The sequence below is a fragment of the Streptomyces sp. TBY4 genome (genome assembly GCF_024213195.1).
GTDB lineage: Bacteria > Actinomycetota > Actinomycetes > Streptomycetales > Streptomycetaceae > Streptomyces.
Genome location: NZ_JANAVF010000017.1, coordinates 46,524 through 71,593 on the forward strand (window position 1 = coordinate 46,524; position 25,070 = coordinate 71,593).

Consider the following 25,070-nt stretch of genomic DNA (forward strand, 5'->3'; position numbering starts at 1 on the left):
CCTTCTCGAACGCACGGCTTCTCCTCAAAGGGTGGCGAGCACAGCTACGTGCGCCAAGAGCCGTGAAAGAGGCGCCGGGGTACACCCGGTTCCGGACAAACGTCATCCGGCCACAGCGACGGGGGCCATGCGGTGCGCCGTTTCGTCGAAGTGCCGAGAGTGCGGCCGGTGAGTCCGCCGGGCCGAACCGACGGGTGACCCCGGCAGCTGTTCGGCATTCTTCCTGCTGTGGTCCGGGAATTCAGTTGGAGATCGCTTCTGCGGCCGTCCGGAAGGTCTCCTCGACCGTCGCGGCGTCGTACGGGGCGAATCCGGAGAACAGTGCGGAGCCGCTCTTCTGCGGTCGGTATTTCAGCAGGAAATCGAGGGTGGCCGAGCGCAGCTGAGGTGAAGCGTCTTCGCTGACAATGAACAGGGGGGTCGGCAGGTGGTCCCGCCGGGCGATCGGGCGAGTTGTTCCGGCATTGGCCTGGTCTTTCATCCAGACGTCCTCCTGAATGAATGTCGCGTCCGCCGCACCTGTTACCACCGCCTCCACCTGCCCCTCGTAGGGTGGCGTGATGACGAGTTCACTGAAGAATTCATCGATACGGCTTCCCAGGTCATGAGCCAGCAGTGTCGGTGCGAGGAAGCTCGTTGTGCAGAAGCGGTGCGCTATGGCAAGCCTCTTGCCGCGAAGTTGGCCGGCTGTGGTGACCTCGCTGTCCGCGAGGACGATGAGCACGCTCGGGATGCCCGTGGTGCCGTCCGCCGCGTATACGGCACTGGCGATCGGCGCGTACGCGGGGTCATTGCGCAGATAGAAATCGTTGAGTACGGGAAGGTAGGAGAATGTCGCCGTGTGTTTCTCGAGCTGCTCGGTCAGCGGAGCCATGTCGCCGTGATATCCGGTGACGTGAATGCCGTTTTCCCTGATGAATGCGGACCATTCTGGTGAGTCGACCTCGAGCCTCAGGTTCGCGTCGTGCAAGAAAATTGCATTCATTGGTCCTCCAGTGCAGCTCGGGACGCACCATCCAGTCTTGCCCCTGGGGGGAGAGCCTGCACATGCGGGGGCGCGCGGGGCGTCTGGGGGCGACGGCACGGGGTAGTCGCTGCATGAGCGCACCACCGAAGGAGGACGAGATGACGGCCCACGAGAATTCCCGGCGTCACCCGCGTACCACCCCGTCCGAGGCCCAGGGGGAGAGCGGCGACCGCGAGGCCCGCCGGCAGGCCGACGAAGCCGTCGTCCGGCGTTCCGACGCGGGAGGCGGCGAAGCGGATGCCGACGGACACGAGGCGAAGCAGCAGCGCGCGGGGATCGGCCGCGAGGAGCAGGACCGCCCGTACGGCCCGAAGCCGTCGGCCGGCCCAGCCGGAACCAACGAAAGGGAGTGATCGCGGATGCGCACCACAGCGGCACGGGTGATGGGTGTGGCCACCCTCGGGTACGGCGTGGTGGTCGCCTGCCGACCCAAGGTGCTGGCCCGCCCCTGCGGCCTGGCAGAACAGGGCTCCTCCGCCCTGCTGATCCGTGCCCTCGGCGTCCGCGACGCCGTCGTCGGCGCGGCCATGGTCGCGGTCCCCGAAGGCAGCGCGCTGCGTACGGTCGTACTGTGCCGGGTTGCCATCGACGCGGGGGACGCGCTGCTCTTCGGTACCTTCCTGGCCCACCGGACCGAGCGCGCCAAGGCGGCCTCGGCAGCGCTGGCGTGGGCGGCGCTGTGCGGCTGGACCCTGACCGACGGCGGGGGCCGGACGGCGCCGCTCGTAGAGGACGCGGCCAACGTGGCCGTTCGGGCCGCCCAGTCCGCCACGCGTGCCGAGCTCTGAAAGCTCGACCCGGCCGAGCACAGGGTCTGCGCCGACCGTCTGGCCGGACCCCATCGCCTGAACCGGCGTCTGAACGGCCCCGACCCGACGAGTCGGGGCCGTTTCCGGTTCCGGAGCAGCGGCGGCAGACGGGGGGCGCGCATCTTTCGGTCGACGCGGGCCAGAAGGCATCCATGAAGCGAAGCTGCGGATCCTCCGCGCGTGGTGTCGGACCGCTCCTGCTCCTTCCCGTGCAGGCGGCCCTGATGGGCGGGCTGGGACGGCTGGTCACCGGACCGGGCGCCGGACACTGGCCGCTGTCGGCGGAGGCCTCGATCGGCAGGGACCTGGCGGAGGGCCGGGACCCGGTCACGTCCGGAGTCACGGAGTTGTTCTCCGTACTCGCCGGCACCCAGGCCGTCATCGGCGTGACCCTGGTCTGCATCGTCGCCCTGCTCGTCCTCCCACGCGTCGCACTGCGCAGCGAGGCACTGTTTCTCGGCGTCTCGGTGGCCGCGCAGTCAGCGGTGTTCGTGACGGTGACTGCCTTCGTGGACCGCCCGCGGCCCGACGTTCCTCACCAGGAAGCCGCACCACCCACGTCGAGTTTCCCCTCCGGGCACGTCGGGGCCTCCCTCGCACTCTACGGAGGGCTGGCCGTCATCGCCGCGATGCGCCTGCGCGGCCCGTGGCGCTACGCGGTCACCGGCACCCTCCTGCTGATCCCGCCGGCCGTCGGCCTGTCGCGGATGTACCGCGGCATGCACTACCCCAGCGATGTGGCGGGCGGCCTGCTCAACGGCACGTTGACCCTGCTGATCACCTGGTTCGCACTGCTCTGCGGGCGACGGTCCGCTGCGGAGCACGACGCAACGGAGCGGCCCGACCGGGAGGTGCCCGCCCCGCGCAGCACCGGCGGTCCGGTCCTCGTCGTGCGCCACCCCTACGGCTGCCCCGACGAGCTCGCCGACCGGCTGGCCACTGTTCTGCGCGAGCACGGCCACCGGGACCTCCGGTGGATCCCGACCTCCAGCGATTTCCCCTGCGGCACCCTGGCGAAGGAGCTCGGCACCCTCCGCCCCACCCTCGTGGTGGTCTGCGGAGGCGACGGCACCCTGCGCGCCTGCACCGAGATCCTGGCGGGCACGCGCATCCCGCTGGCCGTCGTACCCTGCGGCACCGGAAACCTCCTCGCCCGCAACCTCGGCCTCCCGATGGATCCGGCCGCCGCCCTGGCCGCATCCCTGGCAGGCGAGAGCTTCGGCATCGACGTCGGCCGGGTCCGGGGCGACGGGCTCGAGCCGATGCGGTTCACCGTCATGGCAGGTGCCGGATTCGACGCCGCGATGGTCCGGGACGCCTCCCCGCGCCTCAAGTCACGGATGGGCTGGGCCGCGTACGTCCTGTCGGCCCTGCGGCACCTGCGCGACCCCGGCGTCCGCCTCACGATCCGCGTCGACGGGGGCCGCAGGCTGCGGCGCCGGGCCCGCATGGTCGTCATCGGAAACGTCGGCACCCTGCAGGGCGGCCTGCCGCTCCTGCCGGCGGCGCAGCCGGACAGCGGACGCCTGGACGTGGTGCTCTTCGACCCGCGCGGCCCCGCCGGATGGCTCGCCGCGGCCGGCTACCTGACGGCCCGCCTGCTGCGCCGGCGCCCGCCCGCAGGCCCCGGCGCGGCCGCCCCGGAGGGGGACAGCGAGGCCGGGGGAGTGCTGGAGTACTTCAGCGCCACCCGGATCGACGTCCGCTGCGCCGTACCGCAGCCGCGGGAGCTCGACGGTGATGCCGTGAGCGACGGCGTCCGCCTCACCGCCGAGATCGAACCGGGAGCCCTGCAGGTGTACCTGCCCCGCGCGCCCGGGGCGCCGCAGGCCCCACCCGCCGAGCAGCTTCCGGCCAGGGTCCCCGGCACAGCGTCCTGAAGTCCGGCGCCCCCCTCAACACCGGCCGACGCAAGCCCCGTAGGTCCGCGGGCTCCACACGACACCGGAAGGCAGGAACACGATGGGCACCGCGAAACGCGTACCGCAACGCCATGACGTGAGCGGCGAGGAGCTCTCCGCCGACGAGGCGTGGACCGCCCTGCGCCGCTACGGCGGCTGGAGCCTGGCCCGGGACTCCTTCGTGCGCTTCCGCTATGCCGACGGCTTCAGCCACGCCCGCGCGCTCGCCCTCCAGACCGTCCTGTCGATCGTCCCGCTGGCCATCGCCGCCATCGGCCTGTCGGGGGTGCTGCACACCGAGGACGTGGGCCTGGTCGCCGAGCTGACCATCCGCGGGCTCACCGACGGCCCGGGACAGGCCGTCGTGGACGACGCGCTCAGCGAGAGCAGACGCCACGCCGGCGACGGCGGCCGGGTCGCGCTGTGGCTGGGCCTGCTCTTCTCCCTGGCCAACGTCACCACAGCCCTCTGCCAGGTCGAACGGGGCGCGAACCGCATCTACGGCAACGAGCGGGACCGCCCCTTCCTCGCCAAGTACAGCCGGGGCCTGGTGATGGCGGCCCTCGCGGGACTTCCGCTGGGACTCAGCTTCATCCTCACCGTGCTGGGCACCCACCTGACCCGCGCGCTGGCCGAGGTGTACCGGCTCTCGCCCGACACCGTGCAGGCCTGGCAACTCCTGCGCTGGCCGCTGGGCATCCTGCTCGCCGTCCTCGCCACCAGCGCGATCTTCCGCCTTTCCCCGCGCCGGCACCAACCCGGCTACACGTGGCTGGCCTTCGGGGCCGTCGTCCACCTGGTGCTGTGGAACCTCGCGACCTGGGCGCTGAGCTTCTACATCGGCGAGAGCAGCTCCTTCACCAGTGTCTACGGGCCCCTGAGCGCCATCGTGGCCCTGCTGATCTGGTCCTACCTCACCTCGATGGCGCTCTTCCTCGGCCTCTCCTTCGCCGCCCAGCTGGAAGCCGTACGGGCGGGGGTGAGGGAGCCGGTCACGAACGACCCCGGGGTCTGACCGCCCCGGCCACCGGCGGCCGGAGGCCCGCCACCGCACGCACACCAGAGGGAGCCGCCACCATGGCACGGCGCACGGAAGGTACTCGAGGCGTTCAGCGACATCCGCGAGGGCCGGGGCGTCCGGGAGGACGCCCGGATCCTCCGCGAGCCCCGCTACGGCGCCTGCTGGCGCGGCACGCCGGGCCCGACGCCACCTTCGGCGCGAGACTCCTGCTCGCCGCAGCCGCGACGGCCGTGGCAGCCGTACCCTTCGCCCTCGCCCTGGTCGTGGTGGAGTCCCAGTGGGTGCCACTGCACCGCCTGGACCGGGGCGCGGCCGAACGTCTCCATGCCGCCGCGCTCGCCCACCCGGACCGGGTGGCCCTCCTGCGCGTGCTCTCGGACTGGGTGTGGGACCCGGTCACCATGCGCCTGCTGGTCGCCGTGCTCGTGGCCTGGCTCGTCAGCCGGCGCGCCTGGCGGCTGGCGGCCTGGGCCGGCGTCACGGCGGTCGCCGGCGGTCTGATCGGGCTCCTGGCCAAGAGCGCGGTGGAGCGGGCGCGGCCTCACCTGCCGGACCCCGTCGCCCACGCGCCCGGCTTCTCCTTCCCTTCCGGCCACGCGATGACGGCGACCACCACGTGCGCCGTCCTGCTGCTGGTCCTGCTGCCTTTGATTCCGCGGGCCTGGCGTGCGCTGCCCTGGGCGGTCGCGCTGGTCACCGTGGCGGGCGTCGGCTACACGCGGGTCGCGCTCGGGGTCCACTGGGTCAGCGACGTCGTGGGCGGCTGGCTGCTGGGCCTCGGGGTGGTCACCGCGACGGCGCTGGTCTTCGAGGCCTGGCGGTCCGACACCGGACGGCGCCGCAGCGTGGTGGCCGAGGGCCTGGAGCCGGAACTCACCGGACCCGACCCCGAAGTGCTCCCGACCGAACCGCCCGTTCCCGCCCCACCCGCCGGCCGTCGGCCGGAAACCGACCAGTTCCAGCCGTTGGCCCCGCAGCGCGTGCCCGGCGGGGGAGCAGCGCCCGATCGGGGGCAGGCGAGTCCACCGACAGCTTCGACATCCGAAGGAGAACGGCCATGCTGATCACTGTCAGTCGCTCCGGGGGTTTCACCGGCGTGGACAGGATGCGGAAGATCGACACCTCCGTCCGGCGGGACGCCGCGGAATGGGAGAGCCTCGCGCGGCGCGCCGTACGACCGGTCGCGGACGGCTTCCACTACCGGATCACGATCGACGGCCAGACGGTCGACCTCGACGAGGCGGGCCTGACCGGCGACCAGCGGGAACTGATCCGTGCGGTGCTCGGCGAGGGGGACTGACCCGCTCCCGGCCCGGAAGAAGACCGCGCTCCGACCAGCTTGAGCATGCTGCTGGGTGACCTCATGACGATCAAGACCTACCGGCTGCCGCCGGCCGATCTCCACGACGCCGTACGCCGGCCAGGGTGTGGGGTTCGCCATCGCCAAGATCAAGGAAGTGCGGGCCCGGCGGCGGGCGGGAAGGCGAAGTCCCCGGCCAGGCCGGTCGGCTCGGAGCGCCGCTACAGCTGAGTGACCACCGCTGGTCTCCGGGTCGGTCCGGTGATGGCGGCGCGATCTACATGGGGTCCATGGTTCCGCTGCCCGGGCCGTTCTCCTGCTCGCTCTTCTCGCGAATGCGCATGGCCTTGTCCGTCAGCCGCTGCCGCTCCGCGGGATCCGTTGCGCGCTGGGCTGCCTGCTCCAGTTCTTGTGCCTTGTCACGCATCTGCTGGGCGCGCTCGCTCGGCTGGCTTTCGGTGCTCATGATCAATCCTCATGTCGGAGGGGTATGTCCTCTCCAGCCAAACAGGGCGGACGCATACCTGCCACTGCGAGGTCAGTCCGTGGCCCGAGGCTCTCTCAGAGCCATGCCGTCACGGTGTCTGGGAGGGGGCTGGCGGGGCAGGCGGTGGGCATGAACGAATCTGTTGCGAACGTGTCCAGCAGCTACTACGTCACCGTCCGAGGAGAGCGCTTCACCTGCGGTGAGGTGACGGGCCTGGGTCCTCAGGGGGACCTCGGCCTGCCCGGGCAGGTGCTCACGATCATCCTCGACGACTGCGTCCTCACCGACGTGCCCGGGGCGCAGGAATGGGCCCTGTCCACGGAGGATCCCGCCGAGCCGTGCAACGTCAAGATCGAGGAGATCAGGGCGGGGTCGGCGGCTCCGCCCACCACCTGGTACCTCACTGATGCCAGGCCGGACTCGACCACCGACCACAGCTCGACGGCGACCAGTCATGAAACGCGGATCGGCCGACTCACCATGCACGCTGCGAAGATCTCTCCGGACATGCCGTAGCGAGCGGCGGTGGGCCGAAATACCGTCCAAGCGGCGGATGGCGACCGGCGGCTCGGTACGGGGCGGGCCCGGCGGTCTGGTGCATGCCGTCGCGGAGTATGTCGTTGACGGGGGCGTGCGGCCGGTTGATCGGGATCTGGCCGAAGGTGGGAGATCCCGTGGGCGGCCGCGCCCCGGGCGTGCACCGCGCGCTCGGGAATCCGCTCGTGGTCGAAGTGAGTGATCTTCTCCCGCAGGTGGTGGTCCTGCAGCAGCACCGGCCCCCGCACACCTCGCTGCTACCAGGGGGTATCGGCGTAGATCGTCTTGCCGCCGTCGGGGGTGGGTTCGGTGTGGGTGTGGGTGGTGAGGTGGTTGATGAGCAACCACCCCCAGCCGCCGGTTCCGTCGGTGTGGGGTGGGCGTGGCTGGGGTGGGCGGGGGCTGGTGTCGGTGACGCGGATCTCGATGTGGTCGTCGCGCAGTTCCAGGTGCAGGGTGCAGGGCCCGCTGGTGTGGCGGATCGCGTTGGTGACGAGTTCGGCGACGATCAGGAGCACCGCATCGGCGCTTTCGGGCCGGGTCGGGGGCCTCGCGAGTGCGGCGTGGTGGAGGAAGCGGCGAGTGGCATTGCGTGCTGATGTCGTGGGCTTGCCGGTGCGTGGCACGGGCTGATCGAGGACGGGGGCGGTGGCCACGGCTTCTCCTTTCACATCGGGGCCTCTATGACACCTGCCCCCTCCGTGCTCAATTACCCCATTCCGTCGCACCGTGGAGATCTTGCCGCCCTGAGGTGTGGGGTCCGTGCCAGTCCAGGCACAGGACGGTGGCATCGTCTTTCGGCGGCCCGCCGCCGTAGGCGCCGCTGACCGCGGCGACCAGGGTGCGCACGACCTCGCGCGGGTGCTCGGTGGCGGTCTTGCGGAGAAGCGCGGGCAGGTCGACTACTCCCGCCTGGCGTTCTTGCATGCCGTCGGTGTGGAGCAGGAGGCGGTCACCGGGGCGCAGGTCGAGGTTCTGGGCGCGGTACGGGCCCTGATGGGCGACACCGAAGGGCATGTCCACGGCCAGGTCCAGCTCGTCGACCGCACCGTCGCGCAGCCGCAGCGGCCAGGGGTGGCCCGCGTTGACGAGCTGGGCGCCCGTTCCGTCGAGGGCGATGCGCAGCAGTTGGCCGATGGCGAAGGTCCGGTTGCCGTGGTCGAGGAGGGCTCGGTGGGTCCGGCGGGCTTGCTCGACGAGGTCGCTTCCGGCGCGACGGGCGCCGCGGGAGGTGTTGACCAGCAGGGTGGCCGTGAGGGAGGCGTTGACGTCGTGGCCCATGGCGTCCGTGATGGACAGGTGCAGGGTGTCGTTGTCGAGGCTGTAGTCGTAGGTGTCTCCGGCGATGTCGGAGGCGGGGACGAGGGCGCCGGCGAGCGTGAACTCCGCTGCTTCGCAGGAGGCGGCCGACGGCAGGAGCTGGCGCTGGATCTCCGCGGCCAGGCTGACCACGGTGGTGCGGTTGCCCCAGTGGTAGAGGTCGGTGAACCTGCGGTCCGTGACGATGATCTACGCCAGTGCGTGCGCGGCCCCCTCGACCTGCTCGAGCACGTCCGGGGTGATCTGGGGCAGGAACAGCTCCAGGACGCCGATGACGTCACCGCGGTTCGTTACCGGCGCGAGCACCCGCTGCCCCTGTGCGCCGTCCGCGGCCAGCACCAGTCGCTGGCTGCGCAGGACCTCGTCGTAGACGCCGCTCCCCGAAAGCGGGACCTGCTCGGCGCGTTTGTCCTCGTGTGCGGGCGCGGTGTCATGGACCCGCAGAAGGCGTCTGCCGACGACGTCGACGAACAGGAACGACACAGACAGCGCACCGAACCGGTCGCGCAGATTGCGTGCCACCACGTCGAGGGAACGCACCGGGGCGGCATCCTCCGCCGATGCGAGTATCTCAGCCAGCCCGATGCGATCACGAGCCACAGCAACCTCCACGAGTCACAGAAGACCCCTTCCCGCCTGAACCGGAGAAATCACACTGCCATCCACTTCCCGATCCAGCGGCCGCCCGGATGCGCGCCCCGTGCGGGGCGTCGGCCGCGCTGCGTCCGGTGCGGTGCCGCGCTCGGACCCGGCCACGCCGTGCCGAGGCCCTGTCCCAGCCCGTAGCGGGATCTGACCGGGCAGGTGAGGGTGATCATGGGAGGCGTGGGTAGCCGCAGGAGGTGATCACCTTCGGAGTCGAGGAAGAGTATCTGCTGCTGGACCCGGCCACCGCCGTACCGACTCCACTGGTGGAGGAAGTGCGCCGCAGGGCCGGTCTCGGAGCCCTCACGGAACAGGGCGAAGTCCAGGACGAGCTGCTCCAGGCGCAGATCGAGGTGGCCACTCCCGTCTGCTGGAGTCTCGAGGAAGTCGGGGGACACCTCCTGCGGCTGCGCCATGCGCTGGCGTCGGCAGCAGAGGCCAGCGGCTGCCGGATCGCGGCGACCGGCGCGGCGCCCGTGCGCGGGCCTCTTCTCGTGCCCGTCACCCCTGCTCCCCGGTACTTGAGGATGGAGGACGAGGCGCGTCAACTGGTGGACGAGCAGCTCATCTGCGGGATGCACGTCCATGTGGGGATTCCCGATGCCGAGACGGGCGTCGCCGTACTGAACCGCATCCGGGTGTGGCTGCCGACGCTGCTGGCCATGTCGGCGAACTCGCCGCTGTGGGACGGGCGGGACACCGGGTTCGCCAGCTGGCGGACGATCGTCTTCAGTCGCTGGCCCGTCAGCGGTATGCCTCCGCACTTCGACGGGATCGCCGACTACGAGCGAAGGCTGCAGGCGCTGGTGGCCTCCGGAGTGGTCGCCGACCGGGGACAGGTCTACTGGCAGGCGAGGCTGTCCGACCGCTACCCGACCGTGGAGGTGCGCTGCCCGGACGTACAACTGAGGCCGGACGACGCCGTGATGCTCGCCGGCATCGTCCGCGCCCTGGTCGCCACGGCGATCGCCGAGGAGAAGGAGGGCATCCCGCCAGCCGCTGCGGCGGACTCGGAATTCCTCCGGGCCTCGAGCTGGCACGCGGCCCGATACGGATTGAACGGCACCCTCATGAGGCCGGACGGCCGCCCCGGAAGCAGCGGCGACGTCCTGTGCTCTCTCATCCGCCACATCACACCGGCCCTGGAAGACGCCGGTGACCTCCGGGAGGTCAGTGCCCTCGCGCACCGGCTGCTGCAGGAAGGCACCCCGGCAGACCGCCAGCGCCGCGCCGTGTCCGACGGCGGGTTGCCGGCGCTGATCGGACTGATCACCAGCGGTGCGCAGTCCGACTGAGTGCTCCAGGGCGACCCTGTGCCCGGAATCCACCCGGAGGACGCAGTCAGCCGACGGCCAGGGTGTGTCCGGCCAGGACCAGCAGTACGGCGTCGGCTGCGGCCAGAGCCAGGATCATCAGGAAGGGCATCCGGCCGCGGGCGAGGGCGGGCGGCGCAGCCGGTGCCGCCAGGCACAGGGCCAGCGTCACGCCCAGCAGCAGCCGGCCGGCAAGTGTCACCGGGCCGGGCGGGCCGAGCGTCACCACCGTGCAGGAGGCGAAGGCGAGAGCCGCCGCCATCGCGATGGACGCGCGTCGCCCCAGCCGCTGGGGGAGCCCCAGCACGCCGCCCGCGATGTCCTCGTCGATGTCGGGCAGGGCGTTGGCGAAGTGGGCACTGGTCCCCAGCAGAGCCGCTGCCGCTGTGAGCCATACCGGGGGCCATCCGGCCGACGGCGAGGTCAAGGTCGACGTCAGCGTGAGGAAGGCGGGTAGCAGCCCGAAGGCGACGGTGTACGGGAGCCAGGAGGCGGGGGTGTGCTTCAGCCACAGGTTGTACGACCAGGCTGCGGCGACGCAGCCGACGTGCACCCAGCCGGCCCGGGCGCCGCAGGCCAGCGACAGCGGTACGCAGGCGAGCAGGGCCGCACAGGCGGCCGCGGTCACCGCTCCGGGCCGTACCTCCCCCGTGGCGAGCGGCTTGTCGAGGCGGGCGGCTGCCACGTCGCGCCGCATGTCCAGCCGGTCGTTGCACCAGCCGATCGACAGCTGGCCTGCCGCGACCGCGGCCACCGCCGTGGTTCCGGCGACGGGCCCGAGCCCGACGGCCGCGGCCAGCAGCGCCGTGAGGAGGGTGACGCCGGCTGCAGGCACGGGGTGGCCGGCCTTCAGGACCCCCAGGAAGCCCCCGCGGCCGGGCCGCCGGGCCGTCGCCCCCGCGGGCACGGTTGCACCTTCGTCGGCGGTGGTCATGATGATGGGCACCGCACCACGCTATGGGTCCGGCGCGCCCGTGGCGGCCGTGTTCAGCGTGCCTGCGCTCCGCTGTCCCTATGTTGGACCAATGACACGGGTCCTCGCGGTGAGCACGGCCTTCCCGCCGCATCGCTACATGCAGCAGGAGATCACCGACGTCCTCGCCTCCTGTCTGCCGCCCGGCGCCGACAACGCGCTCCTGCGCCGGCTGCACGGGGCTGCTCAGGTGGAGACGCGTCACCTCGCGCTCCCCCTGGACGTGTACGGGAAGCTCGGCGGCTTCGGCCACACCAACCGCCTCTTCGTCGAACTCGCCGTCGCTCTGGGCGCCGAAGCCGTCGAGCGGGCACTCGACGAGGCGGGGGTGCGCGCCGAGGAGATCGACCTGGTCGTCTCGACGACCGTGACCGGCATCGCGGCGCCCTCCCTGGAGGCCCGGCTGGCCGCGCAAGTCGGCCTGCGGCCCGACGTGAAGCGGGTCCCGATGTTCGGACTCGGCTGCTCCGCCGGTGCGGCGGGGCTGGCCCGGGTCCACGACTTCCTCGCCGGCCATCCGGACGGTACGGCGCTCTTGCTGGCCACCGAACTGTGCTCGCTGACCCTGCAGCCGGCGGACACCTCGATGGCGAACCTGGTGGCGGGAAGCCTGTTCGGCGACGGGGCCGCCGCTCTGGTGGCGGTCGGTGACGCGCGCGCTTCCGCGGGAGCGTCCGCGGCCGGCACGTCCGGACCGGTGGTCGTGGCGACGCGCAGCCGCCTGTACCCGGGGACCGAGCACCTGCTGGGCTGGGACATCGGCGACTGGGGCTTTCGCATGGTTCTCGGCCGGGAGATCCCCGAGCTCGTCCGGCTGCACGTGGCGGAGGAGATCGAGTCCTTCCTCGCCGTTCACGACCTCAAGCCCGGGGACGTCACGGCCTGGATCTGCCATCCGGGCGGCCCGAAGATCCTGGACGCGCTCGCCGACGAGCTCGGCCTGCCGGACTCCGCCCTGGGCTCCTCCCGCCGAGCGCTGGCCGCCACGGGGAACCTGTCCTCCGCGTCGGTGCTGCAGATCCTGCGCGACACCCGTGCCGCGGCGCCGCCGCCGGGATCGGCAGGTCTGATGATCGCCTTCGGGCCGGGCTTCTCCTCCGAACTCGTCCTGCTGGCCTGGTGAAGGCCCCATGACGCCGTACACCTTGCTGATCTTGCTGGTCATCGCGGAACGGTTCGCGGAACTCGCCGTGGCGCGTCGCAACGCCGCCTGGAGCCGGGCCAGGGGCGGGCTCGAATACGGAGCCGGGCACTACCCGGCGATGGTCGCCCTGCACACGGCGCTGCTGCTCGGCTGCCTCGTGGAGCCGTGGGCGGCCGACCGGCCCTTCCTGCCCCTGCTCGGCTGGCCCGCCCTCGTCCTCGTGCTGGCCGCCCAGGGGCTGCGGTGGTGGTGCATCGGCGCCCTGGGCCCCCGCTGGAACACCCGCGTGCTGATCGTCCCCGGCCTTCCGCTGATCACGCGCGGCCCCTACCGGCACCTGCGTCACCCCAACTACCTGGCCGTCGTCGTCGAGGGCGTGGCCCTTCCCCTGGTGCACAGCGCGTGGATGACCGCCCTCGGCTTCACGCTGCTGAACGCCGCCCTGCTGACCGTACGCATCCGCTGCGAGGACGACGCACTGGCGCTCGCACGACCGTTGCCCGCCCTGGGTGCGGCTCCGTGATCGACCTCCTGGTGGTGGGAGGCGGCCCCGCGGGCCTGGCCACCGCGATCCACGGAGCGCTCGCCGGGTTCGACGTCGTGGTCGCCGAACCACGTCCCGCTCCCGTCGACAAGGCCTGCGGAGAGGGCCTGATGCCGGGCGCGGTCCGGGCCCTGGACGGACTCGGCGTCAAGGTGCCGGGCCATCCCCTGCGCGGCATCCGCTACCTGGACGCCGTAGGCGAACGGCGCGCCGAGGCCCTGTTCCGGACGGGCCACGGCCTCGGAGCGCGCCGCACCCTGCTCCACGCGGTCCTCACCGACCGGGCCGTGCAGCTCGGCATCCCGATCCTGCCCCGCCGGGTTCGCCAAATCAGCCAGTCCACCGACCACGTCACGGCGGACGGGATGGCCGCCCGGTACCTCGTGGCAGCGGACGGGCTGCACTCCCCGACCCGGCGGGCGCTGGGCCTGGACGAGCGCCCGGGAGCCGGGCGCCGGCCGCCGCGGTACGGATTGCGGCGCCACTACTCGGTCGAGCCGTGGAGCGACCTGGTGGAGGTGCACTGGTCGGCCGGCTGTGAGGCCTACGTCACCCCGCTGGGCCCGCAGCAGGTCGGAATCGCCGTCCTCACGTCCGAACACCTTCCGTACGAAGCCCAGCTGGCCCGGTTTCCGCTGCTGGTGTCCCAGCTGGGTACTGCGGTCCGGACTCCGGTCCGGGGCGCGGGCCCGCTCCGCCAGCGGGCCCGCTCCCGGGTGGCCGGGCGGGTCCTGTTCGTGGGGGACGCGGCCGGGTACGTCGACGCGCTGACGGGCGAGGGACTTGCCCTCGCCCTGACGGCCGCCGCCGAACTCGTGCGCTGCTTGCGCGAAGGCCGCCCCCAGGCCTACGAAGACGCGTGGCGCAGGCTGTCCCGCAACTACCGGCTGCTGACCAAGTCCCTGCTGTGGGCCCGCAACCAGCCTCGACTGGCTCCCCTGATCCCCCCAGCCGCGGCCCGCTTCCCCGGCCTGTTCCAGCAGGCAGTGAACCTGCTGGCGTGAGGACCCGTACCCTCCACCGGCGACCCGAGTCGGCCTTCCGGCGGCGCGGGGCGTCCCACCGGACCAGGCTGGTTGTGCCTCGGGCCTGACACGCCCCCGCCGCGAAGGCCCGACCGGACCCGGCCAAGAAGGAAGGCCGGGGGCGGTTCCGTGCCCGGCCGAGGTGGCGGCGGTACCGGACCGGCCCGCCGCCGGAGGGGTGCCGGACGCCGGCGCCGGTGCCGGCCGCCGTCAACCCGACCCGCTCGGATACGGCGGTTCGTGTCACGTATGACTCTCCGTCCCACCGCCCTGTACGGCAGATGGCGGACGGAACTTGTGGAGCTGCCACGCGCTCAGCAGGCTTGCCCCATGCTCCCACCCGCCCCCGGACCGGTCCGCTCCCCTGTGGCAGGGGCCCGGCGGGCCCGCTCCCGCCGGGCGCTGCTCGGCGGCTGCGTCGGCAATTTCATCGAGTGGTACGAGTTCGGCGTCTACGGCTACCTCGCCACGGTCCTCGCGGCGCACTTCTTCACTCCCGAGGGCGGCAGCGAGGTGGAGGGGCTCGTCAGGACGTACGCCTCCTTCGCCCTCGCGTTCTTCTTCCGCCCCGTCGGGGCGGCGGTGTTCGGGCGGCTCGGTGACCGGATCGGCAGGCGGCCGACGCTCGTCCTGGTCATCTGCCTGATGACCGGAGCCACGACGCTCATCGGGATGCTCCCGACGTACGCGACCATCGGCGCGGCCGCGCCGTGGCTCCTGACCCTGCTGCGGATCGTGCAAGGGCTTTCGGCGGGCGGGGAGTTCGGCGGGGCGGTCGCGGTCATGACGGAGAGCGCTCCGCCGGGCCGCCGGGGGTGGTACGGGGCGTGGCAGTCGTTCACGGTCGCGCTCGGCCTGCTCGCCGGCGCCGGAACGACGGCGCTCCTGGCGACCGTACTGACCCCCTCGGAGCTGAACGCCTGGGGCTGGCGGGTGCCCTTCCTGCTGACGCTGCCGCTCGGGCTCGCCGCCCTGTGGCTGCGCGTGCGCCTGGACGAGACGCCCGCCTTCGTCGCGGCCGTCTCCCCGGCGGGCGGACCCCCGCGACGACCGCCCGCCGGGGAGACGGTCAGGGCCGTCGCGCTGGGCGCCGGGCGGGTCATGGGCTGGTCGGCGGCCGGGTACACCTTCCTGGTGGTCCTGCCCTCCTACCTCCAGAACACGCTGAACGCGACGTTCCAGCAGGCCCTCGTGGCGACCGTGCTGGCGAACCTGGGGTTCGCGGCGACCATCCTGCCCGCCGGCGCGATCAGCGACCGGCTCGGGCGGCGGGCGGTGATGCTGGCCGGAGCGCTGTTGGTGGCCGTGCTCGCACTGCCGCTGTTGAACCTGGTCCAGGACCCGGGCACGCCGGCGTACGCGAAGGGGGCCGCGCTCCTCGCCGCGGGGGCAGCCGTCGGGCTGATGGCCGGACCCGGCCCTGCGATGCTGTCCGAGATGTTCCCGACCACGGTGCGCTACACGGGGCTGGGACTGGCGTACGCGCTGTCCAACGCCGTGTTCTCGGGATGCGCGGGGCTGATCATCACCAGGGCCGTCGCGTGGACCGGGAACTCCGACGTCCCCGCCTACTACGCCGCGACCGCCTGCGCGGTCAGCGTCGCCGCGCTGCTGACCCTGCGCGGCGACGACCACGAGCGGACGCTCCGGTGAGCGGCCCGCCGGCGGACGTCCGCAGGGCGGGCGCCCTGCGCGTGGTCGGGCTGATGTCGGGCACCTCGTACGACGCCATCGACGCGGCCGCCGCGGACCTCGCCCTGGACGGGGACACGCTGGTGCTCACGCCGCTCGGCATGATCAGTACCGCGTACGAGAAGGGTCTGCGGGCGGAGCTGGCCGGAGCGTTGCCTCCCGCCGCGACGGATCTGGCCACGGTGTGCAGGCTCGACACGCGCATCGGCCAGGCCTTCGCCGCGGCGGCCGTACGGGCCGACCTCGAACTGTGCGACGGCCGGAGCGATCTGACGGCCTCGCACGGGCAGACGGTCTACCACTGGGCCGGGTCCGGCCGGGTGTACGGCACGCTCCAGATCGGCGAGCCGGCCTGGATCGCCGAAGCCACGGGCCGGCCCGTCGTCTCGGGCTTCCGCACGCGGGACGTGGCCGCCGGGGGACAGGGCGCGCCCCTGGTGAGCGTCTTCGACGTCATGTGGCTGCGCGGGCGGCTGGGCGTCCCCGTGGCGCTCAACCTGGGCGGCATCGCCAACGTGACGGTGGTCGCGGACGGGGCGGGCGGCGCACCGCTGGCGTTCGACACGGGACCCGCCAACGCACTGATCGACGCGGCGGTACGAGAGCTCGCGGAGGGCGCCGCCCCGGGCGGGGCGCGGTCCATGGACGTGGACGGCGTGCTCGCCGCCCGCGGAACCGTGCACCCGGGGCTCCTGCGGAAACTGCTGGACGAGCCGTACTACGCCCTGCCCGCACCGAAGACGACGGGCAAGGAACTGTTCCACCTGCCCTATCTGCGCGCGGCGCTGGACACCTGCGGGCCGCTGTCCGCCGAGGACGTCGTCGCCACCCTGACCCGGCTCACCGCACGGACGGTCGCCGACGCCGTCCGGCCCTTCGGGGCGACGGAGGTGATCGCGTCGGGCGGCGGCACCCGCAACCCGGTGCTGATGCGATGGCTGCGAGAAGAACTGGGCGGGGGCGTACCGCTGCGGACGTCGGACGAGCTCGGACTGCCGTCCGGCGCGAAGGAGGCGTACGCCTTCGCCGTCCTGGGCTGGCTCACCGTGCACGGACTGCCCGCGAGCCTCCCGTCCTGCACCGGCGCCCGGCACCCGAGCGTCCTCGGCTCGCTCACACCCGGCGCGGCGGGCCGGAGCCTGCCCGCGCCGCTGGCGACGGCGCCCGTCCGCCTGGTCCTCCGCGCCCCGGGCGCCTCCCCGTGACCCGCTGTTCCACCCCGGGGCGAGCAGGGCGCGGACCGCGAACGGCGGGACGGGGCTGCGAAAGAGGTGTGCGCGCTGTGCTTCGCCGACCGCAGCACCGTGCCCCGGGGCCCTCTGCGGCAGTGTCCGTCCGGGTGGACCGGGCCTAGGAAGCGGCGGAGTCGTCAGCGACGCCGTCGTCGGTCAGGAGGCCCGTCCTCAGCCCTGCCGTGATCCGGCTCAGCAGCCGGGAGACGTGCATCTGGGAGAGGCCGAGCCGGTCGCCGATCTCGGACTGGGTGAGTTCCTCGCCGAAGCGCAGGGCCAGGATCTGGCGATCGCGGTCACTGAGGGTCTTCAGCAGGGGTTTGAGCGCTTCCAGGCATTCGATGCGGTCGTACGCCGCTTCCTCGACGCCGAGCGAAGACGTCAGCGGCGACGCGTTCGTGTTCTTGCCGGGCGGTGCGTCGAGGGAGCCGGCGGTGTAGCCGTTGGTGGCCCGGAGCCCCTCGGTCAGCTCGGCGTCGGTGATTCCGAGGCGTTGCGCCAGCTCGTGTTCGGACGGCCGGCGGCCCAGCCGCTGTTCGAGGGCGTCGTAGGTCCTGGCAATGTCGAGCCGGAGCTCCTGCAGGCGCCTGGGGACCTTCACCGACCAGCTGGTGTCACGGAAGAACCGTTTGATCTCACCGGTGATCGTGGGGATCGCGAACGTGGTGAACTCGACCCCGCGCTCCACGTCATACCGGTTGATGGCCTTGATGAGGCCGATCGTGCCGACCTGGATGATGTCCTCCAGCGGTTCCTGGCGCGTGCGATAGCGGCGCGCGGCGTACTTCACCAGGGTGAGGTTCAGTTCGACGAGGGTGTTGCGCACGTACGAGTACTCGGGAGTGCCCTCCTCCAGGGTGCCCAGACGCCGGAAGAGCGCGGTGGACATGGTCCGGGCGTTTGTGGTGTTCACGTCGACCAGATGCCCGGGGATGCCGAGGGAGTCCGCCAAGGGCTCGGTATGGAGGAGGTCCGCGGTGCCGCGGGTCAGGGGTGACATGTGAAACCTCTGACGGTTGGGGCTGCCGCCGGTAGGCGCAGCGGGGAACCGTCGTCGTCTTCCCGATGGCGATATACCCCCTCACGGGGCAGCCTGACCCTTTCCCCTCGTAGGGACTCCGTGGGGGCCCGTCCCGCCACCTTGCGGGCTTCGGGTCACGGGCTGGAGGTCGATCGAATTTCAGGATCGATCGACAGCTAATAACGAAATTCGCGGGTACACGCGATTTAGCACCCCGGCGGATCAACCGTTTCGCCGAATTTCCGACACGAGAACGAGGCCACCATGATTTTCGCCGGACTCATCCTCCTGCTCATCGGATTCCTGACCGGGATCTCCATCCTGTGGACCATCGGGATCATTCTTCTCGTGGTGGGCGCGGTGCTCTGGATCCTGGGCTCGGTCGGGCACGCGGTCGGCGGACGACGCCACTACTGGTAACGCCACCACTGATCACGCCACGACTGGTAACCGGCCGACCGCCCTGCTCCAGTTCCGGGACCCACCTGACCTGGGTGTGGAGGGGAAACACGCGGAGGCCACGGAAAGCGACGTCCGATCATGAACTCTTCGGAGAAGGTGCGACCCCCGCCCGCAGGGGCCGAAGCGGGGAGCGACTTCGCCCGTCTCTCCAAGAAGATCCAGGCGGCCGGACTGATGGGCCGGCGCCCTGGCTACTACGCACTGCGCATGACCGCCGTGACGACCCTGTACGCCCTGGGTTGCACGGCCTTCGTGCTGATCGGGGACAGCTGGTGGACCCTGCTCGCCGCCGGATTCCTGGCCGTCGTCTTCGGGCAGGTGGCACTCCTGGCGCACGACGTCGCGCACCGGCAGGTCTTCCGCCTGCGCAAGTCCAGTGAACTGTCCGGACGCCTCGCCGGGAACCTCGGCATCGGGATGGGCTACGGCTGGTGGCAGGACAAGCACAGCAGGCACCACGCCAACCCCAACCACGAGGACCTCGACCCCGACCTCGATCCGGACATCCTCGTCTGGACACAGGACCAGGCCCGGGCCGCGAAGGGGCTACCGCGGCTCCTGGGGCGCTCCCAGGCGTTCCTCTTCTTCCCGCTGCTCACACTGGAAGGCTTTAACCTGCACGTATCCGGGATCCGGTCGCTGGCCGACAGCACCCTGAAGAACCGGATGTGGGAGGGCATCCTCCTCTTCACGCACATCGCGGCCTATCTCGGCGCGCTGGTCCTGGTGCTTCCGCCCGGGAAGGCGATCGCGTTCCTGGTGGTCCACCAGTGTCTCTTCGGGGTCTATCTCGGATCCATCTTCGCCCCGAACCACAAGGGCATGCCGACCCTGCGAGGCGCGGACCGTCCGGACTTCCTGCGTCGCCAGGTACTGACCTCCCGAGACGTGCGGGGCGGCCGGTTCACCGACATCGTGCTCGGCGGCCTGAACTACCAGATCGAGCACCACCTCTTCCCGAGCATGCCCAGCCCGCACCTGCGCAGGGCCCAGGCCATCGTCCGCAGCCACTGCCAGGAGCTCGGGGTCGACTACCTGGAGACCAGCCTGATCAACTCCTACCGGCAGACCCTCGCCAGCCTCCACCACGCCGGCGCTCCACTCCGGCAGCCCCGTGTGCGGCATCCCGCGCCGAGCAGCCCGTAGCCCGTAGCCCGGCCTGATGCGGCCGCGGCCGTGTCGGACTCTCCCGTCCACGATCGGCGCCGTCGGCCCTACAGGGGGAGGATGAAACGGAAGGACTCATTGCGCCTGTCCCGCGCCGGCACCGGCGCAGAGGGGAGAGAGTGATGGGACGGATGGGACGAACGGATCCGGTGGCGGACGAGCCGGGAGCCGAGGTACGGCGAGCGTACGAGTTGGTGTTCCCCGGCGCGGCCGAGGGTGGCCGGGACGTCGTGCGGGTAACCGCCACGGACCGGACGGGGCCGGGAGGCCACCCGGTCTACGAGGACGCCACCGGCATCATCCGGGCGGAGATCAGCGACCGGTCGGAAGTGCGCGTGCTGGCCACCGGGGCCGGCCAGGAACCGGCTCAGGGGGTCACGGCCCGGCCCCTGGCCGCGTGATCCGGCCCTCACTCGATGGTGCCCGCACGCCGTCGGGGCGGTGGCCGACGCAGCAGCTCGTCGTGGAGGAGCCGGCCGACGAGCGCGCCCCCGAACACGACCACTCCGATGCCGACGAGCCAGGTCTGGATGACGAGGACGGTTCCGAAGGGGCCGTAGGTAACGGCGCTGGATGCGATCAGTGGCGAGAAGACGAGCCGGGAGAAGACCCGCAGCCCGAGCAGCCCCAACATGGTGGCCACCGCCCCGGGGAGCAGGGCGGCCCAGGGGACCCGGCCGCCGAGCAGCAGGCGCTGGGACCACCAGAAGAAGAGGGTGCCGATGGCCACCGTGACGAAGCCCCGGGCCGGGGACTCGCGCCACGGCAGGGCGATCGCCGAGAGGAAGAGCACCCCGACCAGCACGCCGAGCCACAGCACGTGACGCCACCGGGCCCACCAGCGGGACGGAGGCAGGTCCCAGACCTGCTCGTAGCCGCTCTGCAGCATGGTGCCGAAGGACAGGCCGAGCACGGCGAGCAGGGCGAGGCCGAAGGCCGTCGTGGTCCGCCAGGCCTGGCCGGGAAGGGCGAAGAGCCGCTCGATCTCGGCCTTGGCGGCCGGCGATACGCCGAGCCCGTCTCCCAGCCACTGCGCGAACCCCTGTCCGCTGCGGGTGTCCGCGGCGGACACCACGATGAGCAGGGGTACCAGGGTCAGGAATCCGAGCGCCGCGAATCCGAGGGAGCGTGGCCACAGGTCTACGCCCCGGATGTGCACCCAGCGGCGTCCGGCCCGCGCGCGGCGGCCCGCACTGCGCAGCCGCCCGAAGGGCGACAGCCGGCGGGTCCTACCGGGCCCGGTCATCTCACCGGTGCACGCCCGGCCTGCCGCCACCGCTGCTCCGGCCGGCTCCGAGGCGTGCGCGAAGGGACGTCGGAGGAAGGTGCGGTGACCAGGACGGGTAGGCCGGGGGTGAGGTGATGGGCATGGCCGCTCCAGGTGCTCCTTTCACGGTAGAACCCTCCCCGCCGGGAATCCACCGCGGCTGGGTGGAGGTCGAGCCCTTCCGCTCGGCCGCCGGGCGGCCGGGCCCGCGGGCCGCGACCCCGGGCCGCGGAAGCTAGGTGCGGGCGTCCGGACCGCGGACCCGTTCGGCGTTGAAACGGGCGCCGGTGAGCAGCGCCAGGTTGGCGAACCAGAGCCAGACGAGGAAGACGACGCTGCCGGCCAGCGGACCGTAGAGCATGCCGTAGGTGTTGAGCTCCGTGTACAGGGTGAAGAGCCCCGAGGCGGCCAGCCAGAGCAGGGCCGCCAGTACGCCGCCGGGCAGGCCCCGGCGGGTGCCCCGGCTCTGTGCCGGGCCGGTGCGGAACAGGATCAGTACCAGGAGGACGACCACCACCAGGAGCACGGGCCAGCGCAGGAGCGCGATCCCCTCCGGTCCGGCTCCACCGGCGGCCCGGGCAGCGCGGCGGGCCAAAGGTCCGGAAACGACCAGTCCCAGGGCGCCGACGACGAGCAGGACCAGCAGTACCAAGGCATTGACGATCAGGGTGTGGGCCGCGCGAAGCGGTGGCCGCGTGTCGGGTACCCCGTGCATCGCGTGCAGGGTGCGCCGGAACACCGCCAGGTATCCGCACGCCGACCACAGGGCACTGAGCACACCGCTGATCAACAGGGCCCACACCGAGGACTGTTCAGCCGCCAGGCCGTCGAGCGCCTCGCTCAGGACCCGCGCCGATTGAGGGGGCGCGTAGGAGGTGAGCCCACCGATCAGTCGTACCCTCGTCGCCTCGCCGAGCAGCCCCACGAGGGAGACGGCGATGACGAGCGCGGGCAGGAGTGCCAGTACGGCGTAGTAGGTGAGGGAGGCCGCTTGGTCGGCTAGGTTGTCGGTCCAGACGCGGACGGCCGTACGCCGCAGCTCGGCGCGGGTGCGCGCCGCGAGGGCCATGACGCGTGGACGGCCTCGACGTACTGCTGCGCGGGTGATGTCGCTCATGCCCGGCGCGTGCCCGGCTGAGCCCCGCGCATGCGCCCGCGAGGTCCCGCACGGGTGCGCAATGCGGCATCGGCACCCGCCCCGCCGGAGCTGCCCCCCGCTGCCACCCTCGCCCGTCCCGCCCTCTTCCGCCCCCGAAGCGGAGCTTTGTGACGCGTGAGTACTGCACACCCCCTCCGTGACAGCCGTGACTGTCGGCGCCCGCCCCGCGCGTGACACGGTCGGTCCTGCAACCGACCGAGGGAGCAGGTGTGAACAAGGGGTACGCAGCATTCTGCGACGCGGACCGATGGTTCTACGACGCACCGTACCGGCGGGCCGGCGAGAGCTATCCGATCGCCCTCGCCCCCGTCCCTCCTGGATGGAGCTCGCACCGGAGCGGCGACTGGCTGGCGCTGCGTCCCCATGACGCCGAACTGCCCGCGCAGGGCTGGAAGATCCACGTCTCGGCCACGCTCGACAACGCCGAGTCGCTGCTGACGACGGTGTACGAGTACTGCACGGCACGACGCATCGCCTTCAAGTTCGTACCGAGCCGCTACCTGCTGCACCTGCGCAACGCCAAGTACGCCGACCGCGCCGCGAGCGGGAAGTTCATCACCGTGTACCCCGCGGACGAAGGGCAGTGCCGCCGCATCGCGGAGGACCTCGACGCCGCGCTGGAGGGGGCGGCCGGCCCGTACATCCTCAGTGATCTGCGCTGGGGCGCAGGACCGGTCCACCTGCGCTACGGCAGCTTCACCCTGCGCCACTGCTACGGCGAGCACGGCGAGCTGGTCCCGGCGATCGAGACCCCCGAAGGGCGACTCGTACCGGACCGCCGCGGACCGGTCTTCCAGCCGCCCGAGTGGCTCGAACTGCCCGGATTCCTGAAGCCGCACCTCGAAGCGCGCTCCGCGCTCACCCTGGCCGGGGTTCCCTTCACCGTGGAGCGGGCACTGCACTTCTCCAACGGCGGCGGTGTGTACGTCGGCAAGGACACCCGCACCGGAGGGACCGTGGTCCTCAAGGAGGCCCGGCCGTACGCGGGCCTCGCCGCCGACGGAGCCGATGCCGTGACCCGGCTGCACCGCGAACGGGCTGCGCTGGAGCGGCTGGAGGGCCTGGACTGCGTCCCGTCGGTCCTCGGCACGTTCACGGTCGGCGACCACCACTTCCTGGTGCTGGAGCACCTCGCGGGCAAACCGCTCAACACGTACTTCGCCCGCCGCCACCCGCTGATCGAGGCGGACCCCGAGCCTGCGGAGCTCGCCGCGTACACCGAGTGGGCCCTCACCATCCACCGGAAGGTGACGGAGGCCCTCGACGCCGTGCACGACCGCGGCGTGGTCTTCAACGACCTCCACCTCTTCAACATCATGGTGGCCGAGGACGGGGCGGGCGAACCCGCCGTCTCCCTACTGGACTTCGAGGCGGCCGCGCACGTCGACGAGGGACTGCGGCAGACCGTGGCCAACCCCGCCTTCGTCGCCCCGGCCGAGCGGCGCGGGTTCTCCGTCGACCGCTACGCCCTCGCCTGCCTCCGGCTCGCGCTCTTCCTCCCCTTGACCAGCCTGCTCGTCCTCGACCGGGCCAAGGCCGCACATCTGGCCGCCGTGGTCGCCGAACAGTTCCCCGTACCGCGGCAGTTCCTCGACGAGGCCGTCGAGGAGATCCTCTCCGACGCTCCGCAAGGCGCTCCGCAGGGCGCACAGGGTGGCCGTCGGCCCGCACCGGCCGTACCGTACCTGCCGGTCGAGCCGCGGGACTGGCCCGCCGCCCGTGCTTCGATGAGCGCGGCGATCCGTGCGAGCGCGACCCCGGACCGCGAGGACCGCCTCGTCCCGGGCGACATCGCCCAGTTCGCCAACCCGGGTGGAGGCACCTGCTTCGGCCACGGGATCGCCGGCGTGCTCCACGCCCTCGCCGAGACGGGTGCCGGCCCTTGGCCCGAGGCCGAGGAATGGCTCCTCGACCGGACCCGGGAGCCGCTCTCCGGCACCCCGCTCGGCTTCTACGACGGCCTGGCCGGCACGGCCTGGACCCTGCACCGGCTCGGGCACCACGACCGGGCCCTCGCCCTCGCCGACCAGCTGCTGCACCAGCCCTGGGAGAGCGCGGGCCCCGACCTGCACGGCGGCCTCGCCGGCATCGGCCTCGCCCTGGACGCCCTCGCCGCGGCGACCGGAGAGAGCGAACTGCGCACCGCGGCCCTGCGCTGCGCCGAGCTGATCGCCCGGCCCGGACACCGCCCGGCCCGCGCGGGACTGCTGTACGGCAACTCCGGCCCCGCCCTGTTCCTCGTACGACTGTACGAGCGCACCGGTGACAAGGAACTGCTGGTCCAGGCCGCCCAGGCGCTCCACCGCGACCTCGACCGCTGCGTCACCAGCGCGTTCGGCACCCTCCAGGTGAACGAGGGATGGCGCACGATGCCGTACCTCGGCGAGGGCAGCGTCGGCATCGGCATGGTGCTCGACGACTGGCTGGAGCACGGCCCGGACGAGCGCTTCGAGCAGGCCCGGCGTGAGATCGTACGGGCGGCCCAGGCGACCTTCTACGCCCAGCCCGGGCTGATGCGCGGCGCCGCCGGGATGATCCTCCACCTGGCCCGGACCACCACACCCGGCCCGGGCACCGGACCCGCGGCCGTCGCCCGCCAGATCGACGCACTGGCCCGGCACGCCGTGCCCTACCAGGGGCATCTGGCCTTCCCCGGCGAGCAGATGATGCGCCTGTCCATGGACCTCTCCACGGGCACGGCCGGCGCTCTCCTCGCCCTCGGCAGCGCCGCGCCCGGCGGGCGCGCGCACCTGCCGTTCCTCCCGCCGCTCCGCGAACGCGCGGCGGCCCCAGAGCCGGTCCCGTCCGGGCCCGTGACCCATCGCACCACCCGAGAGAAGAAGAGGAACCGACATGACCCTTCTTGACCTGCAGTCGATGGAGACCCCGAAGGAAGAGATCACCGAGATGCACGGCGGCGGCGGTGGCGGCAGCCGGGCCAGCCTGCTGCTCTGCGGCGACAGCAGCCTGAGCATCACGACCTGTAACTGACCAGGTCACTCCGGGCCCGGGCGGTGCACCGCC

General features: G+C 72.1%; 24 protein-coding genes and 3 pseudogenes. 18 read left to right on the forward strand and 9 right to left on the reverse strand.

What is annotated here, in order from left to right; translation table 11 throughout:
* Nucleotides 1-241: 241 nt before the first annotated feature.
* Nucleotides 242-985, reverse strand: a complete 744-nt coding sequence (locus NLX94_RS31075; protein ID WP_254386455.1) for a phosphate/phosphite/phosphonate ABC transporter substrate-binding protein — start codon at nucleotides 983-985, stop codon at nucleotides 242-244.
* A gap of 113 nt (nucleotides 986-1,098) precedes the next feature.
* Between NLX94_RS31075 and NLX94_RS31080 the strand changes: the two genes are divergently transcribed.
* The 6 genes and pseudogenes from NLX94_RS31080 (at nucleotide 1,099) to NLX94_RS31105 (ending at nucleotide 6,058) form a co-directional block, all read left to right on the forward strand.
* Nucleotides 1,099-1,380 carry a hypothetical protein gene (locus NLX94_RS31080; RefSeq protein WP_254386456.1) on the forward strand — a complete coding sequence of 94 codons (282 nt, stop codon included), beginning with the start codon at nucleotides 1,099-1,101 and terminating at the stop codon, nucleotides 1,378-1,380.
* 6 nt (nucleotides 1,381-1,386) lie between these two features.
* Nucleotides 1,387-1,815 carry a hypothetical protein gene (locus NLX94_RS31085; RefSeq protein ID WP_254386457.1) on the forward strand — a complete coding sequence of 143 codons (429 nt, stop codon included), beginning with the start codon at nucleotides 1,387-1,389 and terminating at the stop codon, nucleotides 1,813-1,815.
* A 173-nt stretch (nucleotides 1,816-1,988) separates the two neighbouring features.
* The gene (locus tag NLX94_RS31090; protein WP_254386458.1) at nucleotides 1,989-3,716 is read left to right on the forward strand and encodes a diacylglycerol kinase family protein; all 1,728 of its coding nucleotides are present in this window, start codon (nucleotides 1,989-1,991) and stop codon (nucleotides 3,714-3,716) included.
* A gap of 82 nt (nucleotides 3,717-3,798) precedes the next feature.
* Entirely contained in the window at nucleotides 3,799-4,752 is a 954-nt protein-coding gene (locus NLX94_RS31095) for a YihY/virulence factor BrkB family protein (protein ID WP_254386459.1), read from the forward strand.
* Nucleotides 4,753-4,916: 164 nt separating this feature from the next.
* A pseudogene (locus tag NLX94_RS31100) lies at nucleotides 4,917-5,666 on the forward strand (phosphatase PAP2 family protein); the annotation flags it as partial.
* A 149-nt stretch (nucleotides 5,667-5,815) separates the two neighbouring features.
* Nucleotides 5,816-6,058: a protealysin inhibitor emfourin gene (locus NLX94_RS31105; protein WP_254386460.1), complete on the forward strand. Its 243-nt coding sequence runs from the start codon at nucleotides 5,816-5,818 to the stop codon at nucleotides 6,056-6,058.
* A gap of 277 nt (nucleotides 6,059-6,335) precedes the next feature.
* On the opposite strand, the gene NLX94_RS31110 is transcribed toward NLX94_RS31105, so the two are convergent.
* Nucleotides 6,336-6,524, reverse strand: coding sequence for a DUF6381 family protein (locus tag NLX94_RS31110; RefSeq protein ID WP_254386461.1), 189 nt, complete (start codon nucleotides 6,522-6,524; stop codon nucleotides 6,336-6,338).
* Between the two features lie 150 nt (nucleotides 6,525-6,674).
* Between NLX94_RS31110 and NLX94_RS31115 the strand changes: the two genes are divergently transcribed.
* Nucleotides 6,675-7,061, forward strand: coding sequence for a hypothetical protein (locus NLX94_RS31115; protein ID WP_254386462.1), 387 nt, complete (start codon nucleotides 6,675-6,677; stop codon nucleotides 7,059-7,061).
* A gap of 152 nt (nucleotides 7,062-7,213) precedes the next feature.
* Here the strand turns inward: NLX94_RS31115 and NLX94_RS31120 are convergent.
* The 3 genes and pseudogenes from NLX94_RS31120 to NLX94_RS31130 all read right to left on the reverse strand — a co-directional run.
* A pseudogene (locus tag NLX94_RS31120) lies at nucleotides 7,214-7,333 on the reverse strand (catalase); the annotation flags it as partial.
* A 6-nt stretch (nucleotides 7,334-7,339) separates the two neighbouring features.
* Nucleotides 7,340-7,738: an ATP-binding protein gene (locus tag NLX94_RS31125; protein ID WP_254386463.1), complete on the reverse strand. Its 399-nt coding sequence runs from the start codon at nucleotides 7,736-7,738 to the stop codon at nucleotides 7,340-7,342.
* Nucleotides 7,739-7,787: 49 nt separating this feature from the next.
* Nucleotides 7,788-9,002: pseudogene (locus tag NLX94_RS31130) on the reverse strand (PP2C family protein-serine/threonine phosphatase).
* A gap of 242 nt (nucleotides 9,003-9,244) precedes the next feature.
* Here NLX94_RS31130 and NLX94_RS31135 point away from each other — a divergent pair.
* Nucleotides 9,245-10,342 (forward strand): glutamate--cysteine ligase, encoded by a 1,098-nt coding sequence (locus NLX94_RS31135; protein ID WP_254386464.1) that lies wholly within the window; start codon nucleotides 9,245-9,247, stop codon nucleotides 10,340-10,342.
* Nucleotides 10,343-10,388: 46 nt separating this feature from the next.
* Here NLX94_RS31135 and NLX94_RS31140 read toward each other — a convergent pair whose 3' ends face one another.
* Complete coding sequence (locus NLX94_RS31140; RefSeq protein WP_254386465.1) at nucleotides 10,389-11,306, reverse strand: UbiA family prenyltransferase; 918 nt, start codon at nucleotides 11,304-11,306, stop codon at nucleotides 10,389-10,391.
* 79 nt (nucleotides 11,307-11,385) lie between these two features.
* Here NLX94_RS31140 and NLX94_RS31145 point away from each other — a divergent pair, with 79 nt between their 5' ends.
* The 5 genes from NLX94_RS31145 to NLX94_RS31165 all read left to right on the forward strand — a co-directional run bounded on the left by NLX94_RS31145 (nucleotide 11,386) and on the right by NLX94_RS31165 (nucleotide 16,943).
* On the forward strand, nucleotides 11,386-12,456 hold the full coding sequence (locus tag NLX94_RS31145; RefSeq protein ID WP_254386466.1) for a type III polyketide synthase: 1,071 nt from the start codon (nucleotides 11,386-11,388) through the stop codon (nucleotides 12,454-12,456).
* A gap of 7 nt (nucleotides 12,457-12,463) precedes the next feature.
* Nucleotides 12,464-13,000 (forward strand): isoprenylcysteine carboxyl methyltransferase family protein, encoded by a 537-nt coding sequence (locus NLX94_RS31150; RefSeq protein ID WP_254386467.1) that lies wholly within the window; start codon nucleotides 12,464-12,466, stop codon nucleotides 12,998-13,000.
* A complete protein-coding gene (locus tag NLX94_RS31155; protein WP_254386468.1) occupies nucleotides 12,997-14,025 on the forward strand; it encodes an NAD(P)/FAD-dependent oxidoreductase in 1,029 nt (342 codons plus the stop codon). The genes NLX94_RS31150 and NLX94_RS31155 overlap by 4 nt, the downstream gene beginning before the upstream one ends.
* Nucleotides 14,026-14,376: 351 nt before the next feature.
* A complete protein-coding gene (locus NLX94_RS31160; RefSeq protein WP_254386469.1) occupies nucleotides 14,377-15,699 on the forward strand; it encodes an MFS transporter in 1,323 nt (440 codons plus the stop codon).
* A gap of 35 nt (nucleotides 15,700-15,734) precedes the next feature.
* The gene (locus tag NLX94_RS31165) at nucleotides 15,735-16,943 is read left to right on the forward strand and encodes an anhydro-N-acetylmuramic acid kinase (protein ID WP_254386564.1); all 1,209 of its coding nucleotides are present in this window, start codon (nucleotides 15,735-15,737) and stop codon (nucleotides 16,941-16,943) included.
* Between the two features lie 145 nt (nucleotides 16,944-17,088).
* Here NLX94_RS31165 and NLX94_RS31170 read toward each other — a convergent pair whose 3' ends face one another.
* Nucleotides 17,089-17,970, reverse strand: coding sequence for a SigB/SigF/SigG family RNA polymerase sigma factor (locus tag NLX94_RS31170; RefSeq protein ID WP_254386470.1), 882 nt, complete (start codon nucleotides 17,968-17,970; stop codon nucleotides 17,089-17,091).
* Nucleotides 17,971-18,255: 285 nt separating this feature from the next.
* On the opposite strand from NLX94_RS31170, the gene NLX94_RS31175 reads away from it, so the two are divergent.
* From NLX94_RS31175 to NLX94_RS31185, 3 genes are all read left to right on the forward strand, one after another.
* Complete coding sequence (locus NLX94_RS31175; RefSeq protein WP_204357835.1) at nucleotides 18,256-18,411, forward strand: DUF6131 family protein; 156 nt, start codon at nucleotides 18,256-18,258, stop codon at nucleotides 18,409-18,411.
* A gap of 120 nt (nucleotides 18,412-18,531) precedes the next feature.
* The gene (locus NLX94_RS31180; RefSeq protein WP_254386471.1) at nucleotides 18,532-19,599 is read left to right on the forward strand and encodes an acyl-CoA desaturase; all 1,068 of its coding nucleotides are present in this window, start codon (nucleotides 18,532-18,534) and stop codon (nucleotides 19,597-19,599) included.
* A gap of 152 nt (nucleotides 19,600-19,751) precedes the next feature.
* Entirely contained in the window at nucleotides 19,752-20,021 is a 270-nt protein-coding gene (locus NLX94_RS31185; protein ID WP_254386472.1) for a DUF6296 family protein, read from the forward strand.
* A gap of 8 nt (nucleotides 20,022-20,029) precedes the next feature.
* On the opposite strand, the gene NLX94_RS31190 is transcribed toward NLX94_RS31185, so the two are convergent.
* On the reverse strand, nucleotides 20,030-20,866 hold the full coding sequence (locus NLX94_RS31190) for a YhjD/YihY/BrkB family envelope integrity protein (RefSeq protein ID WP_254386473.1): 837 nt from the start codon (nucleotides 20,864-20,866) through the stop codon (nucleotides 20,030-20,032).
* 256 nt (nucleotides 20,867-21,122) lie between these two features.
* A complete protein-coding gene (locus tag NLX94_RS31195; protein WP_254386474.1) occupies nucleotides 21,123-22,004 on the reverse strand; it encodes a YihY/virulence factor BrkB family protein in 882 nt (293 codons plus the stop codon).
* A gap of 251 nt (nucleotides 22,005-22,255) precedes the next feature.
* Between NLX94_RS31195 and lanKC the strand changes: the two genes are divergently transcribed.
* On the forward strand, nucleotides 22,256-24,913 hold the full coding sequence (lanKC, locus tag NLX94_RS31200) for a class III lanthionine synthetase LanKC (protein ID WP_254386475.1): 2,658 nt from the start codon (nucleotides 22,256-22,258) through the stop codon (nucleotides 24,911-24,913).
* The gene (locus NLX94_RS31205) at nucleotides 24,900-25,037 is read left to right on the forward strand and encodes a SapB/AmfS family lanthipeptide (RefSeq protein WP_254386476.1); all 138 of its coding nucleotides are present in this window, start codon (nucleotides 24,900-24,902) and stop codon (nucleotides 25,035-25,037) included. Before lanKC ends, NLX94_RS31205 begins: the two co-directional genes overlap by 14 nt.
* Nucleotides 25,038-25,070: the final 33 nt, after the last annotated feature.

What these genes read in the sequence shown, in the direction of transcription:
- NLX94_RS31105 (WP_254386460.1), top strand. Translation starts at nt 5,816, where the DNA reads ATGCTGATCACTGTCAGTCGCTCCGGGGGTTTCACCGGCGTGGACAGG.
- NLX94_RS31095 (WP_254386459.1), top strand. Translation starts at nt 3,799, where the DNA reads ATGGGCACCGCGAAACGCGTACCGCAACGCCATGACGTGAGCGGCGAG.
- NLX94_RS31185 (WP_254386472.1), top strand. Translation starts at nt 19,752, where the DNA reads ATGGGACGAACGGATCCGGTGGCGGACGAGCCGGGAGCCGAGGTACGG.
- NLX94_RS31205 (WP_254386476.1), top strand. Translation starts at nt 24,900, where the DNA reads ATGACCCTTCTTGACCTGCAGTCGATGGAGACCCCGAAGGAAGAGATC.
- NLX94_RS31170 (WP_254386470.1), bottom strand. Translation starts at nt 17,970, where the DNA reads ATGTCACCCCTGACCCGCGGCACCGCGGACCTCCTCCATACCGAGCCC.
- NLX94_RS31090 (WP_254386458.1), top strand. Translation starts at nt 1,989, where the DNA reads ATGAAGCGAAGCTGCGGATCCTCCGCGCGTGGTGTCGGACCGCTCCTG.
- NLX94_RS31145 (WP_254386466.1), top strand. Translation starts at nt 11,386, where the DNA reads ATGACACGGGTCCTCGCGGTGAGCACGGCCTTCCCGCCGCATCGCTAC.
- NLX94_RS31160 (WP_254386469.1), top strand. Translation starts at nt 14,377, where the DNA reads ATGCTCCCACCCGCCCCCGGACCGGTCCGCTCCCCTGTGGCAGGGGCC.
- NLX94_RS31175 (WP_204357835.1), top strand. Translation starts at nt 18,256, where the DNA reads ATGATTTTCGCCGGACTCATCCTCCTGCTCATCGGATTCCTGACCGGG.
- NLX94_RS31080 (WP_254386456.1), top strand. Translation starts at nt 1,099, where the DNA reads ATGAGCGCACCACCGAAGGAGGACGAGATGACGGCCCACGAGAATTCC.
- NLX94_RS31195 (WP_254386474.1), bottom strand. Translation starts at nt 22,004, where the DNA reads ATGAGCGACATCACCCGCGCAGCAGTACGTCGAGGCCGTCCACGCGTC.
- NLX94_RS31075 (WP_254386455.1), bottom strand. Translation starts at nt 985, where the DNA reads ATGAATGCAATTTTCTTGCACGACGCGAACCTGAGGCTCGAGGTCGAC.
- NLX94_RS31180 (WP_254386471.1), top strand. Translation starts at nt 18,532, where the DNA reads ATGAACTCTTCGGAGAAGGTGCGACCCCCGCCCGCAGGGGCCGAAGCG.
- NLX94_RS31150 (WP_254386467.1), top strand. Translation starts at nt 12,464, where the DNA reads ATGACGCCGTACACCTTGCTGATCTTGCTGGTCATCGCGGAACGGTTC.
- NLX94_RS31110 (WP_254386461.1), bottom strand. Translation starts at nt 6,524, where the DNA reads ATGAGCACCGAAAGCCAGCCGAGCGAGCGCGCCCAGCAGATGCGTGAC.
- NLX94_RS31190 (WP_254386473.1), bottom strand. Translation starts at nt 20,866, where the DNA reads ATGACCGGGCCCGGTAGGACCCGCCGGCTGTCGCCCTTCGGGCGGCTG.
- NLX94_RS31085 (WP_254386457.1), top strand. Translation starts at nt 1,387, where the DNA reads ATGCGCACCACAGCGGCACGGGTGATGGGTGTGGCCACCCTCGGGTAC.
- NLX94_RS31115 (WP_254386462.1), top strand. Translation starts at nt 6,675, where the DNA reads ATGAACGAATCTGTTGCGAACGTGTCCAGCAGCTACTACGTCACCGTC.